This window comes from Streptomyces sp. NPDC040410 (assembly GCF_055595715.1).
Genome location: NZ_JBVIVK010000002.1, coordinates 354,094 through 373,483 on the forward strand (window position 1 = coordinate 354,094; position 19,390 = coordinate 373,483).

Below are 19,390 nucleotides of genomic sequence, written 5' to 3' on the forward strand. Positions count from 1 at the left end.
CCCGGCCGGCAGCGCCCGGAAGGAGCCGGCCCCGAGCGCCGCGCGCGAGGTGCGGCCTCGCGCTCCGCGCTGCAGCAACCGAGCGCGGGCGAAGGGAACACCGCAGGGCCGGGGCGGCGGGGGCGAGCAGCCGGGCGAGGCGGGGCCGGCCGCGACCTCGCCCGCCCCACGACGCTCGTCCCGGCTCGTCCCGTCAGTCGGCTCGTGGGGACGCCGGCCGGGGCCGCTGGGCGCGCCGGCCCGGATTCGTCAGAGAGGAGGCTTCGCGGGCGCCGGCCCGAGCGTGGTCGTTCCGGGTGCCGTACGGTGTCCGAGCCCCGTCCGGTACGCGTCCAGTGCCGCCTCCGTCCGGCCGGTACGGCGCAGCAGGTCCCCCAGCATCCGGCACAGGTCGGCCAGGTCGCCGGCGGCGCCCGCCCGCTCGAGCAGGCTCAGCGCCCGTACGTAGTGCTCCTCGGCGGCCTCCGTGTCCCGGGCGGCCTCGGCGATGATGCCGAGGAGTCGGTGCGCGGCGGCGGAGTGCAGGGCGCCGCGGTCGGGGCTGAGGTCGCTGAGCACCTGGCGCAGCAACTGGGCGGCCTCGTCGGACCTGCCGCGCCGGTGCAGGACGTCGGCCAGCTCGACGGCGACCTGACTGAAGTAGAGGACGGCCCGCTTGGCGGACAGCATGGCCAGGGCTTCCCTCAACGCGGCTTCCGCCCGCACCAGTTCACCGTTCTGCGCGTACACGTACCCCCGCATCCAGTGGCAGTTGGCGAGCTCGGTACGGATCTGCAGCTGCCGGTACAGCTCGGCCGCCCTGGCGAGCGAGGCGTCGGCCTCGGCCACCCTGCCCTCCGCGAGCAGCGTCCGGGCGACGGACCGGTGCATGCGGGCGACGAGCGCCGGGTCACCGGACTGCGGCGCGAGCGCGAGGGCGAGCTCGGCGGCCTGCGCCGCCCGGGCCTGCGCGCCCATGTCCATGTACGGTCCGATGACGCTGGCGTAGAGCAGGAGCAGCGCGTCGGGATCGTGCAGGCCGCCGCGGTTGAGCTCGTCGAGCGTGGACTCCAACAGGTAGACGGCGTAGCGGAGTTCACCGGCCAGGTAGTGCGAGACGGCACGCCCGCGCAGGGCCGGGACGCGGGCCGGTAACGGCGCCTCGGCGAGCGCCCGCTCGGCCCGCTCGAAGTACTGCCGGGCCGCCGCGAGCCCGCCCGTGTCCAGTCCGCACTCACCGAGCCCGAGCAGCGCGGTGGCCTGCACCTCGACGAGCGCGTGCGCCTCCGCCTCGGCGAGCAGCGCGGTGTACTGCTCCGCCGCCTCCTCGGCCTCACCGGTGGCGAGCGTGCGCTGGGCCTCGGTGAGGCGCAGCCGCAGTTCGGTGACGAAGTGGGCGGGCCGCCCGGTCGCCAGCTCCTCGAAAGCCACCCCCAGCCGCTCGGCGAGGTGCCGCAGCGCGTCGTCGGAGGGCCGCACCCGGCCGGACTCCAGTGTGGAGATGTACGCGGGCGTGTACGCGGGTTCGGCCAACTGTTTCTGTGTCAAGCGCCGTTCGACCCGCAACCGCTGCACCCGGCGCCCGATGGTCACCGGGTCGTCACGGTCGGACATGGGCCAACTCCTCCTGGGGCTCTTGCCGTTCGGGTTCGATAGCCCCTAGGTTAAACGGCGTGTTAAACGTGCTTAACACACCGTCGCTGTTGTAGCTGCCGTTACTGCGAGGTTGCCGTGCTCGAACGCACCAGCACCATCGGGCGTTACACCAGGGGCTTCGCCGCCGCGGTCGTGGCCGTCACGGCCCTGGTCCTGGCGGCGAACGCGGGCCCGGCGAGGGCGACGGAGGAGCGACCGGCCCGGCAGGGGGAGCAGATCTGGCAGACCGATGCCGTCCGGTCTCCATCGGCTTCCCCTTCGCCGGCGGCCGCCGTACGCACGCCGCGCGCGTGACCCCTCCCCCTCCCTCTGCCCGCACCGGGCGGGCGGTCGCTCGTGTCGGGGTGCCGGCGTCGTTGTCAGTGACATGACCTAATCTTCACTCACCCGCCACACGCGGCGCACGGATTCCGCACGTCGGTCGCGCCGGGGGCGCCCACCCCGGCGACCACGACACCGGCTGGCGCTTCCGCGTCCGCTCCTCGTACTACGACACCACCTCGGGCGACAACGTGAACTCGACGACGCACGGGGCCTGGAAGTACTTCTGCTTCACCAACTGACGTACTTCACCAACTGACGTACCTCACCGACCGGCGTACGTCACCGGCTGACGGCGGACCCGCGTCAGCTCTGCGTCTGGAGCTGACGCAGCTGCCGGTGGACGTGGTCCAGGGCGCCCTGCCGGCGCCCTGGCACGCGGGCGCGCAACTCGGCCAGCGCGCGCCCCAGTTCACGTGCGAGTGCCGGGTCGGCGATCCGGCCCCACTGGTGGTGGGCCCGGTCCACGGCCGCCTCCACTCCGGGGGCGTCCGGTGCCTGGCCGGCAGACAGCCGGGCGGCGGCCACCGCCAGCCAGGTGCGGCAGCTGCGGGCCGGGTCCCCGGCGAACATCGCGAGATCCGCCCGGACTTCGGTCCAGTGCAGAGCCTCTTCGGAGCCGGGGCCGCGGCCATGGGCGGCGGCCTGTTCGTGCCGGGAGGCGAGCGCGTCCGCCTCGGCGTGCCGGTCCGCGGCCACCAAGGCGGAGATGACAGCGTGCGGGTCACCGTCCAAGCGCCGCTCGGCATCACTCAGCCCGTCATGGGGGTCCCCCCGCTCCGGCGAAGCCGAGAGCGGGGGAGTTTGAGGACGAGGCCGATCAGGCCGATACGGGGGTCTGGGGGCGGAGGCCCCAGGGACGGTCACGCCGACGCCGGCCGCCGACAACACCAGGTCCGCACAAGCCTCGCTGCCCAGCCGCGCCACCGCCTGCTGATGCAGCTGCTCCACCGGCGGACGCCACCCGCTCCGCAGAATCGTCGCGACCGCCTTCATGTACGCGGGGGCGGCCACCGTACGCCGGCCCGGCGGCGGCGCGATCCGCCCGTACACCGCGCTGTTGCGGCCCGAGTCAAGCGGATGCGCGCGCAGCCACTCCCAGGTCTCCGGGTCCGCGTGCAGGTCGAGGAGCAGGTTCGTGGTGCCCGGGGCGCGCAGCCGCAGTTCCTCCCGGATCCACTGCCAAGGGAGGCCGGTGTAGCGGACCGAGGCCGGTGTCGTGCGGGCCAGCGCCAGGTGGGGCAGGTGCTGGCGGCGGTCGAGCTGGAGCTGGCCGGTGACGAACACGGTGAGGGGTCCGGGGGCAGCCGCGGCCGCGCGCAGCCGGGTCAGGACGGCCTGCGGCTCCAGCGGGTCGGCGAGTTCGACGACGTTCGCGGTGTCGGTGCCGGACAGCACCGCGGGCGGGACCGCCGCGAGGACGGGAAGCACGGACGCCGCGTCCACCAGGCACCCCTTGCCCGCCGGTGAGGCGGCGAGCAGCAGCACGGTTCCGGGCATCGGTCCCTCCCCTTCCCCCGTCGATCAGGTATGGCAGCACCGTAACCGGTGCGGCTGCAAAGGGTGGTGTCAGGACCACAATCGTCCGGGCACCGCGTCGCCGGTCTCCTCCTGTCGTACGCGAAGATCGTGGTGTCGTCGCCCAGGTGTCCGGCGCAGTGCCGGAGCGTGCCGTCACCGCCCTCAGCCCCTCAGCCCCTCAGGCCCTTGGAACGCCACCGGCGTCCGGCTGCGCGGGTGGGCTTCATGAGCCCCAGCGGATCGCGGGCGGGGGCGGCGCGCACCCGGGCGGGAACGGGGCGTTCCCGCCGACTTGCCAGGGCCTGTTCCCAGGTGTGCTCTGGTAGGCGGGGGCGAGGAGAGAGGAGTGCTCTCATGGCTCATGCGGCACCCGCGACCCGCGGGGTGACCAGGCCGACCCGCACGCCCGACATCTTCGACGAGCGGGTCCACAGGATCGCGAGGGTCGCGATACCCGTCGTGCTCGGGCTCATCTACGGCTACTGGGCCGCGGCCAACCGGCGCGGCGGCGGCCCCATCACCGGCTGGAACGTCCTGTTCGGCTTCGTCACGGCGATCGCGTTCATCGTGCTCTGCCTGGCCGTGGCGACGTGGGCCCCGCTGCTCAAGCGCGAACTCCACTCGCTGGTGAAGTCCGCCTTCGCCGGCGCGGCCGTCGGCTTCCTGTACAGCCAGACCGGCGAGAGCGTGCTCAGGTCCGCGGCTCTCGGGCTGGTGGTCGCGGTGGCCATCTTCGGCGTGTTCTTCTACCGCTACTACACGCGCGAGGACGCGGTGGGAAACCGCATCCGCTGACCGCGCGGCCGGTGCGGCAGCGTGTGGGCCCCGGCACGGCAGCCGGGGCCCACACCTTTCTTTCCCTCATCCCTCCACTCACCGGACGGCCGGGAGCCACTCCCGGTCACCCGACGAGGATCCGGACGTCTTCAGCTCCACGAGCCCGAGATGCTCCAGGAGACGGAGACGGAGACGGCCCAGGACTCCTTCCAGGCCGGGTCGTTCCAGTCGGGGTTGGCCCAGTCGCCGTTCTTCCACTGCGGACAGGGGTCCGCGCAGGTCGGCACCCAGCGGCCGCCGGTGTCCACGAACGCGGCGCTCGCCCAGCCCTGAGCACCGACGAGCCAGTACCAGTCGGGGTTGCCGTTGATGCTCTGCCCGCGGACCATGCACTCGACGCGGTCCTTCGTGCCGGGCGCGAGTTGGTCGACGACGGATGAGTGGGTGGTGGGCGCCGCCCTCACGTTGAGCGCGGTGCCGGAGACGACTGTGCCCCAGATCGGACTGCCGGATCCGCCGCTGCCGTGTCCGTCGGCGTATGTCGGCGGGGTCGCGGCCGCTGCCGTGGTGCCCGCTGCCGCGGCGACGAAGGTGCCGCCGGTGAGCAGGGCCCCGGCCAGGGTCCGCAGGGCCGGAGTGGTGCGCATGATCGGCCTCCTTCTCCCCAGAACCAGGAAACACCCGTTCGGGTGAACCCTCCACCGGAGAGCGGAATCCCCAGTTCCGCCATGGTTTCGCTTCCTGGACAGCCCGTTCGGCTTGGCACCTGCGCCCATATGCAGTCACCCGGCTCGCCCGCCCCGCCCCCGGACCGTTGCCTGAAAGGGTGCCCCCACGTCTCCGGAGCGCCCTGTCGGCCGTACTGATCGCCCTGTCCTGCCTCCTCGTGCCGTTCGGCGCACTGGCGGCCTGGGCGGCGTACGGGCTGGCCGACACGAGCCGGTACGTGGCCACGATGGCGCCGCTGTCCGCCGACCCCGACGTGCGCGACGCCGTCGCGGAGACCGTCGGGGCCGGAATCATGCACGAGGTGGACGACAGGACGGACGTACGGCCGATGCGGGGCACGGTGCGCCCCTTCGTGCGCGACGCCGTGCGCTCGTTCACGCGCACCGAGGCCTTCCGCACGGCCTGGGACGAGGGGAACCGGGCCGTCCACGGCGCCGTACTGCGCGCGCTGCGCAGCGGCAGCCACCGCGAGGTGACCGTCGACCTGGCCCCCGTGACGGCCCAGGTCAAGGCCCAACTCCTCCACGACCACGTGCCGTTGGCCGACCGCATCCCGGTCGAGCACACCGAGGTCGCCGTGCTCCCGGCCCAGGACCTGGTCCGGCTCCGGAAGGGATACCACGTGCTCGACGTCGCCGGTTTCTGGCTCCCGGTCGCGGCCGCCGTCCTCGCCGTCACAGGCATCGCCGTCGCGGCCTGCCGCCGCCGCGCGGTCACGGCGACCGCGCTCGGCACGGCCCTCGGCGGCGGCCTGCTCGCCCTCGCCGTCGCTGTCGGCCGCCGCCTCACCCTCACCGACCTGCCCGACGAGACCCGGCAGCCCGCCGTGGGCGCCGTCTACGACGCCCTCACCGTCACCCTGCGCACAGTGTCCTGGCTGCTGGTCGCCCTGGGCCTGACGGTTGCCCTCATCGCCTGGCTCACCGGCCGGTACGGACACCTCGTACGACGCTGGCGGTCACCCTCCGTCACGTCGGCCCCGTCGGCCCTTTCCCGGCAACCTTCCGCCCCGCCGCCCCGTCTTTGAGGGAGACCTCGTCTTTGAGGGAGAATTCGGGCATCGCATCCGTGAGCGGAAGGCCGGGACTTGGACACTGCGACCGCCGAGTGGGCGGTTTCCGAGAACGAGCCGGGGCGACGGACCGGACGGCGGCTCGGGGCTTGGTGCGCCGGGCTGCTGTTCGCCGGGGTGAGCGTGATCGTCGGCTGCCGCGTCGCCGACATCGACGGGGGCACCCCCGTCCCCCAGCTGCTCGCCTTCCTTCCCTGGCTGCTCGCGCCCACCGGGTTCGGGCTGCTCTTCTCGCTGCTCGCCCGCTGGTGGGCCGGGCTCGTGTGGGGAGTCGTGCTGCTCGGGCTGCTGGCGTGGTTCATCGAGCCGTACGGCAAGAGCGGCGAGCCCGAAGGACCGGCCGTCGCCGAAATGCGGGTGCTGACCTCCAACGTCGAGTTCGGGCAGGGCACCGGCGCGCTCGTCGCCGTCGCCCGACGGGAGAACCCGGACATCATGTTCGTCGAGGAGTGCGACTACGCCTGCGACGCGGAGCTGAAGAAGTCCCTCGCCAAGGACTACCCCCACCGGCAGGCCGTCGAGGGCGGCGGCTCCGAGGGATCCGTCGTCCTCAGCCGCTTCCCGCTCAAGGGCACCGACGGCGTGCCCGGCACCATGGGCATGCCCGGGGCCGTCGCCGACGTGGACGGGCACACGGTACGGCTGCAACTCGCCCACCCCATGCCGCCGTTGCCCGGACAACTCGGCCTGTGGCGCCGCGAACTCGGCGGGCTGCGCGACTTCGCCGCCGAGAACAAGGACACCACCACCGTCCTGGCCGGCGACTTCAACGCCTCCCAGGACCACGCCGCCTTCCGCCGCATCCTCGACACAGGCCTGCGCGACGCCGCCCGCCTCGCCGGATCCGACCGCACACCCAGCTGGCCGGCCCAGACCGCGCCGCCGCTCGGCGTCCAGATCGACCACGTCCTCGTCTCCCCGGACTTCTCCGCGCGCGACGCCCGCTTCCTCGACATCGCCGGATCCGACCACCGCGCGCTGGTCGTGGACCTCACCCTGCACCGGCGCGGATGACCTGAGATGCCCTTGGACAGGGGTGCTCTCGATGACCCCATGTCCCGAGGTTCCCCAGCGGCCTCACGCCCCGACCGGCTGGTGCGGAACGCGGTCGCCACCGTCACCGGCCTCACGCTCGTATCGGGATGATCTCGGCGGTCGGGGGCGTCACCGACATCGCCGCTGCCCTCTGCCGCAACGCGCCGTCCTCCTACGCCGCCTCACCCCGCCGCGCTGCAGGCAACGCCGGGATGCCGGTGATGAGTGAAAGGTTGAGTAGTTCCACACATGCCGTCCGGACCTTTGGTGATGCAGAGTCTTCGCGTGCCTGTGTCAGACAACAGGTGACCGCAACACAAGGTTGCGGATTTCCGCTGCATGACCTGTTGCGCCTTCCCGGCCTCCCACCTCAGACCGCTCGAACCTATTACTGAAACCGTCCGAATCTCACCAGCGTCGTCACATCATTCACGAGGCAGAAACCAAAGAATGCCTCATCCGCGCCAGATCCTCGTGAGTCTCCCCTCCGATATTGAATGGCTCGATGTGACGGGTGCGGTCCGGGTTTGACCGTGGCGTCACGACTCGCTGGGCCGGCCGCACGCGGCTATCAGATGCGACTCGCCGACCGGGTGACCGGGGAAGTGAGAGATGCCAGCGGGGTGTGTCCCGTCGCCGACGCAACTGCCGCCGCCATTACCTCTTCCACCAAGGAGACACAATGAATGCCCAAAGACCCACCCATGGCGGCAATTTGTTCGCACAGAGAATAATATTCAGCACCGTAGTCATCGGAGTTGCTGTCGCGGGTATGGTCGGCTGTAATCCGTCTGCCCGTCAAGATGATCGGCCGGGCAAGGCAACGTCCACCGATTCCAGTGAATCGCCGTCCCTTGTGGGTGCCTGCACGAGAAACACCGGTACCAGCGCGAAGCCGGACATGGTGAAGGTCGACTGCAATTCACCCAAGGCGGAGTACAAGATCATCCACGAATACAACGGTACGCTTAATACAGCGCGGTGCGACCTCGCAAAATACTCCGCATACAGCGAAACCGACACCACAGGCGGCCAACACGTCGTCTGCCTGCAGAGTCTCAGGGAATGATGCGGCTGATCCCGGCGGCAAAACGCGGGTATGCGGCGAACACAGCCGAGGAGCCGGCCCGGCTGCGGGCCGGAGAATGCCGGCGGCCGAAGGCGGAGAAGGAATGGCGTCGCTTGTCTCGGGGTGTCGACGACCTCCTCGGGCGCCCCGCCGTCCTCGGCATCCACGCAGCCCAGGCGGCCGCCCGTGGTGCCGCCCATTACGCTGCCTTCTGACGCTACGGCTGCGCTTGGCCCCTGCATCGGCCTCGCCCAGATGCTCGTGTCGAGCGCCCCGGTGCCACGCTCGTAGCGGGTGGCGCTGACCATCCGAGCCGCGGCCTGGTGGCCGCTGGTCGTCGCCGTGGAACGCGCCGCCCACGGACGAGGCGGCGAGGGTCCGTGTGAAACACGGCCCCCGCCGCCGTCTCGGGCCGAGGTCGGCCACATCACCCTGGCAGCTGCGGGAGTGGGCGCGTCCGGGAGGCAGAGGTCCCGTACGCGGTCCGCACGCACCTTCCCCGCGGTGGTTCGCGGGCCACCCGGCCGGCGCGTAGCTGCGGTTCGTCGCAGGACCGCCCCGGCTGATGCGTGCCCGTGGGGCGGCAGCACCCGTCCCAAGGAGGCGGCACGCCGACAGCGCCGGGCCGCGCGACCCACGCGCCCACAACGGCACCGGTCAGCTACACGCCGAGTCGCGCCCATCCTTGCGCCACACAGCCACCACCGCAGGCCGAACGATCTTCCCGGGCCTGTCGGGCCAGAGGCTCGCCGGCATTTTGTGTGGGAGCGCTCCCGCATGGTGCAACGAAGGTGAACCCCCGGCACCCGCAGGGGGGTTGACATGGGCCATCCGCAAGCCCTCGCCCCAGCCGAAGATCACCAACTGGGGCGGCTAACCTTACGTGTCCGTCCTGGCCAGGGATTGACGGGCTTCAACTCACTCGAAGGGTTGCGCACATGGGCATTCTCACTCTCCTGCGGAACGCGTTCGGCAGGTCTCGCAAGGCGCGTGCCGCCGAAGCAGAGGGTGCGGAACGGACTCCTTCGCAGGAGCCCCAGCCGACGACGGTCCCCTCCCCGTCCCCGGAACCCCGCGTCCCCGAACCCCGCTCGTCCGACGACGAGCACGAACTGGTCTCGGCGGCCTTCGACAACGTGGCGGTCCCGAAGCCGGCCGAAGAGCCGACGGCGGTGGTCGAGGACCCGGCAACGGTGGTCGACGAGCCCGTGACCGTGGCCGAAAAGCCGACGCCCGAGCCGATTGCGGAGGCCGCGCCGGAACCGGAGGCGACCGCCGAACCGGAGCAGCAGCCTGAGGCGGCCTCCGAGCCCCAGCCGGAGGCAGCCACCGAACCGGAGCCCGAGCCTGAGGCGGCCGTCGACCCGGAGCCTGAGACGGTCGTCGACACGGAGCCCGAGACGGAGGCAGCCACCGAGCCCGAGACGGAGGCAGCCGTCGACCCGGAGCCCGAGACGGAGGCAGCCGTCGACCCGGAGCCCGAGACGGAGGCAGCCGCCGAGCCTGAGGCGGCGGCCGAGCCGGAGCCGCAGCCTGAGGCGGCCGCCGAGCCCCAGCCGGAGGTAGCCGCCGAACCGGAGCCCGAGCCGGAGCCGGTCGTGGAGCCGCAGCCCGAGCCTGAGGCGGCGGCCGTCGAGCCCGAGCCTGAGACGGTCGTCGACACGGAGCCCGAGACGGAGGCAGCCACCGAGCCCGAGACGGAGGCAGCCGTCGACCCGGAGCCCGAGACGGAGGCAGCCGCCGAGCCCCAGCCTGAGGCAGCCGCCGAACCGGAGCCCGAGCCGGAGCCGGTCGTCGACACGGAGCCCGAGCCTGAGGCGGCAGCCGTCGACCCCGGGCCCGAGCCGGTCGTCGACCCTGAGCCCGAGCCGGAGCCGGTCGTGGAGCCGCTGCCCGAGCCGACGGCCGAAGCCGAGAAGCAGGTCGGCGCGGAGGAACGGGTCTCCCCTGAACCTGTGGTGGCCTCCGATGCGGCCGACCCGCTGGCCGCCGACGGCGAGGACGCCCCACAGGGGCCACCCGCAGCCGACGACGAAAGCCGCACGGGTGGTGCGGGTGGGAACAAGCCGGCCGATGGCGAAGCCGAGGCCGGAGACGTCGCCCCGCTCCCGCAGGGCCTCGTCACCGCCTACAACGCCGCCGCGACCGCCCTGGAGAACGCCAACCTCACCGGCACCCGAGCGAGCGTCTACCTCGTTCTCGACCGCTCCGCCTCCATGCGCCCGTACTACAAGGACGGCTCCGCCCAGGCCCTCGGCGAGCAGACCCTCGCTCTGGCCGCCCACCTGGCCCCCGAGGCCAGGGTCCACGTCGCCTTCTTCTCCACGGAACTCGACGGCACCGGCGAGCTGACCCTCACGGACCACGAGAACAAGATCGACGAGCTGCACGCCTCCCTCGGCCGCATGGGCCGTACGAGCTACCACGCCGCCGTACAGGAAGTGATCACGCACCACGAGAAGTCGGGCGACCCCGCGGCCCCGGCCCTGGTGGTCTTCCAGACGGACGGCGCCCCCGACGCCAAGACCCCCGCCACCCAGTCCCTCAACGACGCCGCGAAGAACCATCCCTCCGTGTTCTTCTCCTTCGTCGCGTTCGGCGAGCACGACAACAAGGCCTTCGACTACCTCCGCAGGCTGAAGACCGGCAACGCGTCCTTCTTCCATGCGGGCCCGACCCCACGCGAGCTCACGGACGGGGAGCTGTACGAGGGCGTTCTGGCGAACTGGCGCCCGTAACCGGCGCCCGTAACCGGCACCCGCAGCCCGCACCCGGCAGCCCGCACCCGAAACCCGCACCCGTAACCGACGCACCACCAAAACCGGCGCACCACCGACCGGCGCACCACCTGCCAAGGGCCGCCCCTTCCCACCGTTCAGAACGGGAAGCGGGCGGCCCACCCGTGTCGGCTACGATTTCAAGGTTCCGAGACGATCCGACACGACCCGAGAAACGCCCGATCGTCACCCCACGTATCAACCTGGGAGCAGCCCGCGATGGCTCGACACCTCATCACCAGCGCCCTTCCGTACATCAACGGGATCAAGCACCTGGGCAACATGGTGGGGTCCATGCTCCCGGCGGACGTGTACTCCCGCTACCTCCGCCAGCGCGGCCACGACGTCCTGTACATCTGCGCGACGGACGAGCACGGCACCCCGGCCGAGCTGGCGGCGAAGGAGCAGGGCCTGCCGGTCGACGCGTTCTGCGCGCAGGCCCACGACGCCCAGAAGGCGGTCTACGACGGCTTCGCGCTCGCCTTCGACTACTTCGGCCGGAGCTCCAGCCCGCAGAACGTCGAGATCACCCAGCACTTCGCCCGCCGTCTCAACGAGAACGGCTTCATCGAAGAGCGCGCCATCCGCCAGGTGTACAGCCCCACCGACGGCCGCTTCCTCCCGGACCGCTATGTCGAGGGCACGTGCCCCCACTGCGGCTACGACAAGGCGCGCGGCGACCAGTGCGAGAACTGCACCCGCGTCCTGGACCCGACGGATCTGATCAACCCGCGCTCGGCGATCTCCGGCTCCACCGATCTGGAGGTCCGCGAGACCAAGCACCTCTTCCTGCTGCAGTCGAAGCTCCAGCACGAGGTCGAGGAGTGGGTGGCCCGCCACGAGCCGTACTGGCCGCAGCTGGCGTCCTCCATCGCCCGCAAGTGGCTGACCGAGGGCCTGCACGACCGTGCCATCACCCGTGACCTGGACTGGGGCGTGCCGGTTCCGGCGGACACCTGGCCGGAGCTGGCGGCTGAGGGCAAGGTCTTCTACGTCTGGTTCGACGCCCCGATCGAGTACATCGGCGCGACGAAGGAGTGGTCGGACGCGGCCCCCGCCGGTGAGACCCGCGACTGGAAGTCCTGGTGGTACGAGGCGGATGCCGGCGAGAACCCGGTCCGCTACACGGAGTTCATGGCCAAGGACAACGTCCCCTTCCACACGGTGATGTTCCCGGCCACCGAGCTCGGTGTGCGCGAGCCGTGGAAGAAGGTCGACTACGTCAAGGCGTTCAACTGGCTGACGTACTACGGCGGCAAGTTCTCCACGTCCCAGAAGCGCGGCGTCTTCACCGACCAGGCCCTGGACATCCTGCCCGCCGACTACTGGCGCTACTTCCTGATCGCCAACGCGCCCGAGTCGGACGACTCGTCCTTCACCTGGGAGCACTTCACCGCCACGGTGAACAAGGACCTGGCCGACACCCTCGGCAACTTCGTCAACCGCGTCCTGTCCTTCTCCCGCAAGCGCTTCGGCGACGACGTCCCGGCGGGCGGTGAGCCGGGCGAGCCGGAGGCGAGGCTGGGCGTGGAGATCGCGGGGCTGCTCGCCGAGTACGAGGAGCACATGGAGTCGCTCCAGTTCCGCAAGGCGGCCGCGGCGCTGCGGGCGCTGTGGTCGGCGGGCAACTCCTACCTGGAGGAGAAGGCCCCGTGGCTGGAGATCAAGACGGACATGGACGCCGCGGCCCTCACCCTGCGGACGGCGATGAACCTGATCCACCTGTACGCGGTGGTCTCGGAGCCCTTCATCCCGACGACGGCGGCGACGATGCGTGCGGCGTTCTCCCTGGCGGAGGACACGGCGACGTGGGTGACGCCCGACGAGGCGAAGTCCCTGGCCGCGGTCCCGGCCGGCACCCCGTTCACGGTCCCGCCGGTGCTGTTCGCCAAGCTCACGGACGAGGATCTGGCGACGTACAAGGAGCGCTTCGGCGGCGAGTCCGCGCAGTAGAACCTCGCAGGAAGCCGCGCGCTTGTGGAGGCTCCCGACGCAATGTCGTGCGCCCGGACAAGGGCCGCTTCCCGCGCGCAGCGAAAGGGTCCTGAAATCGACGTGGACTTCAGGACCCTTTTCGGTCAAACCCCTTGAAGGAGGCCTGCCTTACTTCGGCTGCGGCTTGCGCACCGACAGGTGCAGCTCCTTCAGCCGCGCCTCCTCCAGCTCCGTCGGCGCGCCCATCATCAGGTCCTGGGCGTTGCCGTTGAGCGGGAAGGCGATGGTCTCGCGGATGTTGGGCTCGTCGGCGAGCAGCATGACGATACGGTCGACGCCGGGGGCGATGCCGCCGTGCGGCGGGGCGCCGAAGCGGAAGGCGCGCAGCATGCCGGCGAACTTCTCCTCGACAGTCTCGCGGTCGTAGCCCGCGATCTCGAAGGCCTTGAGCATGATGTCCGGCTCGTGGTTCCGGATCGCGCCCGAGGACAGCTCGACGCCGTTGCAGACGATGTCGTACTGCCATCCCAGGATGTCCAGCGGGTCCTGGGTCTCCAGGGCCTCCAGACCGCCCTGCGGCATGGAGAACGGGTTGTGCGAGAAGTCGATCGCGCCGGTCTCCTCGTCCTTCTCGTACATCGGGAAGTCGACGATCCAGCAGAACCGGAAGACGTTCTCCTCGAAGTGCCCGGCACGCTTGGCGGCCTCGACCCGCACCGCACCCATGATCTTCGAGACCTCGTCGAACTCGCCCGCGCCGAAGAACACCGCGTGACCGGCCGCCAGCGAAAGGCGCTTGGTCAGCTCGGCGACGTTCTCCTCGGTCAGGAACTTCGCGATCGGGCCGGTCAGCGAGCCGTCCTCGGCGACACGGACCCAGGCCAGGCCCTTCGCGCCCAGCGTCACCGCGTAGTCGCCGAGCTGGTCGAAGAACTTGCGGGGCTGCGCCGAGACGTCCGGCACCGGCAGCGCGCGTACGTGCTTGCCCGCGAAGGCCTTGAACTCCGAGCCCTCGAAGATGTCGGTGATGTCCACCAGCTCCAGCTGGGCCCGCAGGTCCGGCTTGTCGGAGCCGTACTTCAGCATCGCCTCACGGAAGGGGATACGGGGGAAGGGGGACGTCACGTGACGGCCGTTCCCGAACTCCTCGAAGAGCTCGGTCATGAGCTTCTCGATGGGCTGGAAGACGTCCTCCTGCTCGACGAAGCTCATCTCGACGTCAAGCTGGTAGAACTCGCCCGGCGAACGGTCGGCGCGGGCGTCCTCGTCGCGGAAGCAGGGCGCGATCTGGAAGTAGCGGTCGAATCCCGAGATCATCAGCAGCTGCTTGAACTGCTGCGGGGCCTGCGGGAGCGCGTAGAACCTGCCCGGGTGCAGACGGGAGGGGACCACGAAGTCGCGGGCGCCCTCGGGGGAGGTCGCGCTGAGGATCGGCGTGGCCATCTCGTTGAAGCCCAGCGCCGTCATCTTGTGGCGGATCGCCGAGATGACGGCCGTACGCAGCATGATGTTGCGGTGCATGCGCTCGCGGCGCAGGTCCAGGAAGCGGTACTCCAGACGCCGCTCCTCGTTGACCCCGTCCTCGGTGTTGATCGTGAAGGGAAGCGGCTGGGCCGCGCCGAGCAGCTCGACCTCGCCGACCTCGACCTCGACCTCGCCGGTCGGCAGGTCCGGGTTCACGTTCTCGGTGCCGCGGGAGACGACCTTGCCGTCGACACGGACCGTCGACTCCTTGGTGACCTTGTCCAGGGCCTCGTAGGCAGCGGTGCCGGGGCGGGCGACGAGCTGCGTGATGCCGTAGTGGTCCCGCAGATCGATGAAGAGGATGCCGCCCAGGTCGCGCCGATTGTGCAGCCAGCCGCTCAGCCGGACGTCGGTGCCGACGTCAGAGGCGCGGAGCTCGCCGCAGGTGTGGGACCTGTACCGATGCATCGTCGTTCATCCAGCCTTCGCAGATCGGGGTTGTTTCACGTGAAACTCTCCCAAGCGTACCGGCCGCCCAAAGATCGCCTCCCCACCATTTCCGGGGGCCATCTCAAGATCGCCTCACCCCGCCCGTCTTGCGCAACCGGTGGCAGTCCTCGATCACCTCTTCATAAAGTGGGCCAATGCGCACTGGTGAGCCCCTGCCCGCCGTGGGGGACGTCCTCACCGCCCTCGCGACCGGCGTCTGGTACTGGGACACGGCCGTCGGGATGGTCACATTGGACGACGAGGCGGCACGGCTGCTCGGGCTGCCCGCGGAGCAGACCAGCCTCACGGAGGCCCAGACCCGCGCCCGCCTCCACCCCGTCGACTGGAACGAGATCACCGGGGTCGTCCAGCTCGCCATCGCCGAAGGCACCCTCGCCGAGGTGCGGGTCCGGATCATGGACGAGCGGGGCCGGGTGATCCGTACCGTACGCAGCCGCTCCAAGCCCTCCTACGACGCTCAGGAGCAGAGGTTCCGGGTGGTCGGCACCCTCCAGGAGGTCACCGAGCCGGTGCCGGGCACCCCCGCCGGGCGCACCGCGGTCACCGGCGACTGGCGGCGCTCCCGGGAGGCGTTCCTGCTGGACGCGGGCCGGGCGCTGGCCGAGGCACGGTCCACGGAGGAGGTGCTGCGGGTGGCGGCCGGACTGTCGATGCCGGGCTTCTCACCGGACGGCCTCGCGGTCTTCGGGGTGGAGGGCGAGCGGCTGACGATCATCGGCCATCACGGGCACCAGCCGGGCGACGAGGACCCCTTCTCGCACATGGCCGTGCAGACGGACTACCCGGCCGCCGAGGTGGTCCGCAGTGGCCGGGCCGTCTACCTCTCCTCCCCCGAGCAGTACAAACAGCGCTACCCGGCCACCTGGCCGCTCGCCCAGCGCTTCGGCCGCCAGTCCTGGGCGTTCCTGCCACTGACCGTGGCCGGCCGCACGATGGGCGCCTGGATGGCGGGCTTCTCCTACCCGGTCGCGTTCACGCCCGACGAGCGCTCGGTCCTGACGACCGTGGCACGCATGCTCGCGCAGGCCCTGTCCCGGGCCGGGGTCGCCGAGTCCGAGCGGGAGCTCACGGACGGCCTCCAGCGCTCCATGCTCCCCACACTGGGCCCGCAGATACCGGGCATGAGCGTCGCCGCGCGCTACGTCCCCACCGGCGGCGGCCTCCAGGTCGGCGGCGACTGGTACGACATGATCCCGCTGCCGGGCAGCCGCTTCGCCCTGGTCATCGGCGACGTCCAGGGCCACGACGTCCGGGCGGCCGGCCTGATGGGCCAACTGCGGATCGCGCTCAGGGCGTACGCCGCCGAGGGCCACCGCCCCGACGCGGTCCTCTCCCGCGCGTCCCGCTTCCTGCACGGCATGACGTACGACGATCCGGACAGCACCGACCTGCGCTTCGCGACCTGCCTCTACATCGAGGTCGACCCCACGACCGGGATGCTGGACATCGCCCGCGCCGGCCATCCGGACCCGGCGATCCGCATGACGGACGGCACCGTGCTGACACGGCCGACGGCGGGCGGGCTGCCGCTGGGCATCGACCCGGACGCCGACTACCCCACCACCCGGATCGTCCTCGAATCCGGCGAGACCATGCTGATCTGCACGGACGGCCTGATCGAGACCGGCGGCCACGACCTGGACACCGGCTGGAAGCGCATCCGCACGATCCTCGAGGAGCACGACGGCGACCTGGAGGGACTCGCCGACGCCCTGGTGCAGGGCGTGCACGGACCCTCCTCGCACCACACCACCGGCCCGCTCGTCGACCGGCGCGAGGACGACATAGCGGTACTGCTGCTGTGCCGGCAGGGCGGGGGCTTCGGGGGCGGCGACACGCTCGTGGTCCGGCCCACGGTCCGGCGCACGATGCTGACGGTCGCGCAGGCCGAGCCCGAGCGGGTCGCCGTGGCCCGGCACCAGCTGCGGGAGCTGCTGCACGACTGGTCTTCCCCCGACCAGGTGGACTCTGCGGTCCTGCTGGTGTCCGAGACGCTCACCAACGTCCTCGTGCACACCGACGCGGACGCACTTTTACTGGCCGAGGTCAGCGGCGAGCCGGGCGACCGCCGGATGCGCGTCGAGGTCACCGACACCAGCGACGACCTTCCCCACAAACGCCGCCCGGGCGAACTGGCCTCCTCGGGACGCGGCCTGGTCCTGGTGGAGATGCTCGCCGACGGGTGGGGCGTGGACCCACGGGGCGAGGGCAAGAGCATCTGGTTCGAGTTCTACGAGTCGGACGGCAAGGCCGACGTGACATAGCGGTCGCGCAGTTCGTGGGCGACCCCGAAGGCCGCCGCCGTCAGGGGTACCGCCAGCAGCATTCCGACGATCCCGGCCACGGACGCGCCCGCGGTGATGGTGAGCATGACCACCGCCGGGTGCATCTGCACCGTGCGGCTCTGGATCATCGGCTGGAGCACATGCCCCTCCAGCACCTGCACCGCGAGCACCACCCCGAACGCCCACAGCGCGATGACGAACCCGCGGTCGGCGAGCGCGACCAGCACGGCCACGGCGCCCGAGATGAACGCGCCGAGATAGGGGATGTAGGCCCCCACGAAGACGAGCGCGCCCAGCCCGACGGCCCCCGGGACATCGAGCACGAGCAGCCCGACCGTGATGCACGTCGCGTCGATGAGCGCGATGAGCGTGGTCCCGCGCATGAACCCCTCAACGGCATGAAAGGCCCGCCGGGCCATCGCCTCGACGGTGTCCGCCGTCCCGCGCGGCGCGACGGACCGCAGGGTGCCGGCCGCCCGGTGCGAGTCGCGCAGGAAGAAGAAGACGAGCAACAGAGCGAGAACGGCCATGGCGATGGACTCGCCGACCACGCTGACCCCGCTGATGACATTGGAGGCGGCGGTCCCCCCGAACCTGCTCAGCAACTCCCTCGCATTGGACGCCAGGTCGTCCAGCGACGTCCCCGCCGCCCCGAAGTGGTCGGCGATTCCCCGCGCCGCGTCCCTGAGCGAGGCGACGATCTCGTCCCCGGTGTCGATCAGCGCGGCGACGACGATGTACACGGCCCCACCGACGACTGCCACGACGGCGACGCAGGTGAGCCCGGCGGCCACGGACCGGTTGACCCGAGCCTTGACCAGCCGCAGGTAGAAGGGCCGCAGCAGCGCGGTCCCGAGCAGGGCGAGCAGCACCGGGGTGACGGCCGTCCTGAACTCCACGCACAGCCGGATCCCGACGTAGACGACCCCGGAGACGAGAAGCGCGACCGCACACCAGGCGGCCAGCCGCCGGACGGGTTCGGGGAGCAGTTGCACGTTTCCAGGCGACCACAGCCCTGCCCCGCCGACCTGCCGACATCGGCAGAATCGATGCTTGTGTGCACTATCGGGTGAACATGCTTGCTTCGGACGTCAGTTGCATGCCTGACTGCCGGCTTCCAGGGGTGGCGGTGGTGCTCATGTATGAGCAGAACAGCACGCCGCCGGACCGGTCGGCGGCACAGCTCAAAGGCCAGAAGCCGCAAAGCGAATTTGCGGCTTCTGGCCTCCGCCCAACCTACCGAATCCCCGCGGCCTTACAGACCACCCTCGGACATCCCGTGCACCGCCGGGATCGTCCCCAGCAGGCCCTTCTGAAAGTCCTCGACCGCCTGCTGGAGTTCCTCACGCGTGTTCATGACGAACGGGCCGTAGTGGGCCATGGGTTCACGGATCGGCTGTCCGCCAAGGAGGACGACCTCCAGGTCCGGCGTGTGCGCGTCGTGCTTCTCGTCCGCACGGACGGTCAGCGAGGAACCGGCACCGAAGACGGCGGTCTGGCCCATGTGGACGGGACGCCTCTCAACACCGACGAAACCGCGCCCGGCCAGCACATACGCCAGACCGTTGAAGTCCTCGCGCCACGGCAGCGTGATCTCGGCACCCGGCGCCAGCGTCGCGTGGACCATCGTGATCGGCGTGTGCGTGATACCGGGACCCTGGTGGCCGTCCAGCTCGCCGGCGATGACGCGCAGCAGCGCGCCGCCGTCGGGGGAGGTGAGCAGCTGGACCTGGCCACCGCGGATGTCCTGGTAGCGCGGAGGCATCATCTTGTCCCTCGCCGGCAGGTTCACCCACAGCTGGAGCCCGTGGAAGAGACCGCCGGACATGACCAGGTGCTCCGGTGGGGCCTCGATGTGCAGCAGGCCCGCGCCCGCTGTCATCCACTGGGTGTCGCCGTTGGTGATGGTGCCGCCACCGCCGTTGGAGTCCTGGTGGTCGAAGATCCCGTCGATGATGTAGGTGACGGTCTCGAAGCCGCGGTGCGGGTGCCAAGGGGTGCCCTTGGGCTCGCCGGGCGCGTACTCCACCTCACCCATCTGGTCCATCATGATGAACGGGTCCAGGTGGTGGTAGTTGATCCCGGCGAACGCTCGGCGCACCGGGAAGCCCTCACCTTCGAAACCGCTCGGCGCGGTCGTGACGGCGAGCACGGGACGGGCCACGGCGTCGGTGGACGCGGCTACGCGCGGCAGCGTCAGCGGGTTCTCGACGGTCACTGCAGGCATGTCGGTACCTCCTTGTACTCCGAGTTTAGTTGA

15 protein-coding genes are annotated in these 19,390 nt (G+C 70.9%); 9 read left to right on the forward strand and 6 right to left on the reverse strand.

Annotated elements, in window-relative coordinates:
- Positions 1-249: 249 nt before the first annotated feature.
- A complete protein-coding gene (locus ACZ562_RS05645; RefSeq protein ID WP_471174353.1) occupies positions 250-1,593 on the reverse strand; it encodes a helix-turn-helix domain-containing protein in 1,344 nt (447 codons plus the stop codon).
- 117 nt (positions 1,594-1,710) lie between these two features.
- On the opposite strand from ACZ562_RS05645, the gene ACZ562_RS05650 reads away from it, so the two are divergent.
- The gene (locus ACZ562_RS05650; protein WP_471174830.1) at positions 1,711-1,929 is read left to right on the forward strand and encodes a hypothetical protein; all 219 of its coding nucleotides are present in this window, start codon (positions 1,711-1,713) and stop codon (positions 1,927-1,929) included.
- A gap of 333 nt (positions 1,930-2,262) precedes the next feature.
- On the opposite strand, the gene ACZ562_RS05655 is transcribed toward ACZ562_RS05650, so the two are convergent.
- On the reverse strand, positions 2,263-3,456 hold the full coding sequence (locus ACZ562_RS05655) for a hypothetical protein (protein WP_471174354.1): 1,194 nt from the start codon (positions 3,454-3,456) through the stop codon (positions 2,263-2,265).
- Positions 3,457-3,831: 375 nt separating this feature from the next.
- Here ACZ562_RS05655 and ACZ562_RS05660 point away from each other — a divergent pair, with 375 nt between their 5' ends.
- Entirely contained in the window at positions 3,832-4,272 is a 441-nt protein-coding gene (locus ACZ562_RS05660; RefSeq protein WP_471174355.1) for a hypothetical protein, read from the forward strand.
- Positions 4,273-4,403: 131 nt separating this feature from the next.
- Here ACZ562_RS05660 and ACZ562_RS05665 read toward each other — a convergent pair whose 3' ends face one another.
- On the reverse strand, positions 4,404-4,901 hold the full coding sequence (locus tag ACZ562_RS05665) for an SH3 domain-containing protein (protein ID WP_471174356.1): 498 nt from the start codon (positions 4,899-4,901) through the stop codon (positions 4,404-4,406).
- A 179-nt stretch (positions 4,902-5,080) separates the two neighbouring features.
- On the opposite strand from ACZ562_RS05665, the gene ACZ562_RS05670 reads away from it, so the two are divergent.
- From ACZ562_RS05670 to metG, 6 genes are all read left to right on the forward strand, one after another.
- The gene (locus tag ACZ562_RS05670) at positions 5,081-6,010 is read left to right on the forward strand and encodes a hypothetical protein (RefSeq protein WP_471174357.1); all 930 of its coding nucleotides are present in this window, start codon (positions 5,081-5,083) and stop codon (positions 6,008-6,010) included.
- 60 nt (positions 6,011-6,070) lie between these two features.
- The gene (locus tag ACZ562_RS05675) at positions 6,071-7,069 is read left to right on the forward strand and encodes an endonuclease/exonuclease/phosphatase family protein (protein WP_471174358.1); all 999 of its coding nucleotides are present in this window, start codon (positions 6,071-6,073) and stop codon (positions 7,067-7,069) included.
- A 703-nt stretch (positions 7,070-7,772) separates the two neighbouring features.
- Entirely contained in the window at positions 7,773-8,159 is a 387-nt protein-coding gene (locus ACZ562_RS05680; RefSeq protein WP_471174359.1) for an LppU/SCO3897 family protein, read from the forward strand.
- A complete protein-coding gene (locus ACZ562_RS05685; RefSeq protein WP_471174360.1) occupies positions 8,156-8,374 on the forward strand; it encodes a hypothetical protein in 219 nt (72 codons plus the stop codon). Before ACZ562_RS05680 ends, ACZ562_RS05685 begins: the two co-directional genes overlap by 4 nt.
- Positions 8,375-9,097: 723 nt before the next feature.
- Positions 9,098-10,897: a VWA domain-containing protein gene (locus tag ACZ562_RS05690; protein ID WP_471174361.1), complete on the forward strand. Its 1,800-nt coding sequence runs from the start codon at positions 9,098-9,100 to the stop codon at positions 10,895-10,897.
- Positions 10,898-11,155: 258 nt separating this feature from the next.
- The gene (gene metG, locus ACZ562_RS05695; protein WP_471174362.1) at positions 11,156-12,889 is read left to right on the forward strand and encodes a methionine--tRNA ligase; all 1,734 of its coding nucleotides are present in this window, start codon (positions 11,156-11,158) and stop codon (positions 12,887-12,889) included.
- A gap of 150 nt (positions 12,890-13,039) precedes the next feature.
- On the opposite strand, the gene aspS is transcribed toward metG, so the two are convergent.
- Positions 13,040-14,803 carry an aspartate--tRNA ligase gene (gene aspS, locus ACZ562_RS05700; RefSeq protein ID WP_471174363.1) on the reverse strand — a complete coding sequence of 588 codons (1,764 nt, stop codon included), beginning with the start codon at positions 14,801-14,803 and terminating at the stop codon, positions 13,040-13,042.
- 176 nt (positions 14,804-14,979) lie between these two features.
- Between aspS and ACZ562_RS05705 the strand changes: the two genes are divergently transcribed.
- A complete protein-coding gene (locus ACZ562_RS05705; protein ID WP_471174364.1) occupies positions 14,980-17,109 on the forward strand; it encodes a SpoIIE family protein phosphatase in 2,130 nt (709 codons plus the stop codon).
- Here the strand turns inward: ACZ562_RS05705 and ACZ562_RS05710 are convergent.
- Both ACZ562_RS05710 and ACZ562_RS05715 read right to left on the reverse strand, forming a co-directional pair.
- Positions 17,076-18,125, reverse strand: coding sequence for an AI-2E family transporter (locus ACZ562_RS05710; RefSeq protein ID WP_471174365.1), 1,050 nt, complete (start codon positions 18,123-18,125; stop codon positions 17,076-17,078). The genes ACZ562_RS05705 and ACZ562_RS05710 overlap by 34 nt on opposite strands.
- 260 nt (positions 18,126-18,385) lie before the next feature.
- Positions 18,386-19,357 (reverse strand): pirin family protein, encoded by a 972-nt coding sequence (locus tag ACZ562_RS05715; RefSeq protein ID WP_471174366.1) that lies wholly within the window; start codon positions 19,355-19,357, stop codon positions 18,386-18,388.
- Positions 19,358-19,390 lie beyond the last annotated feature (33 nt).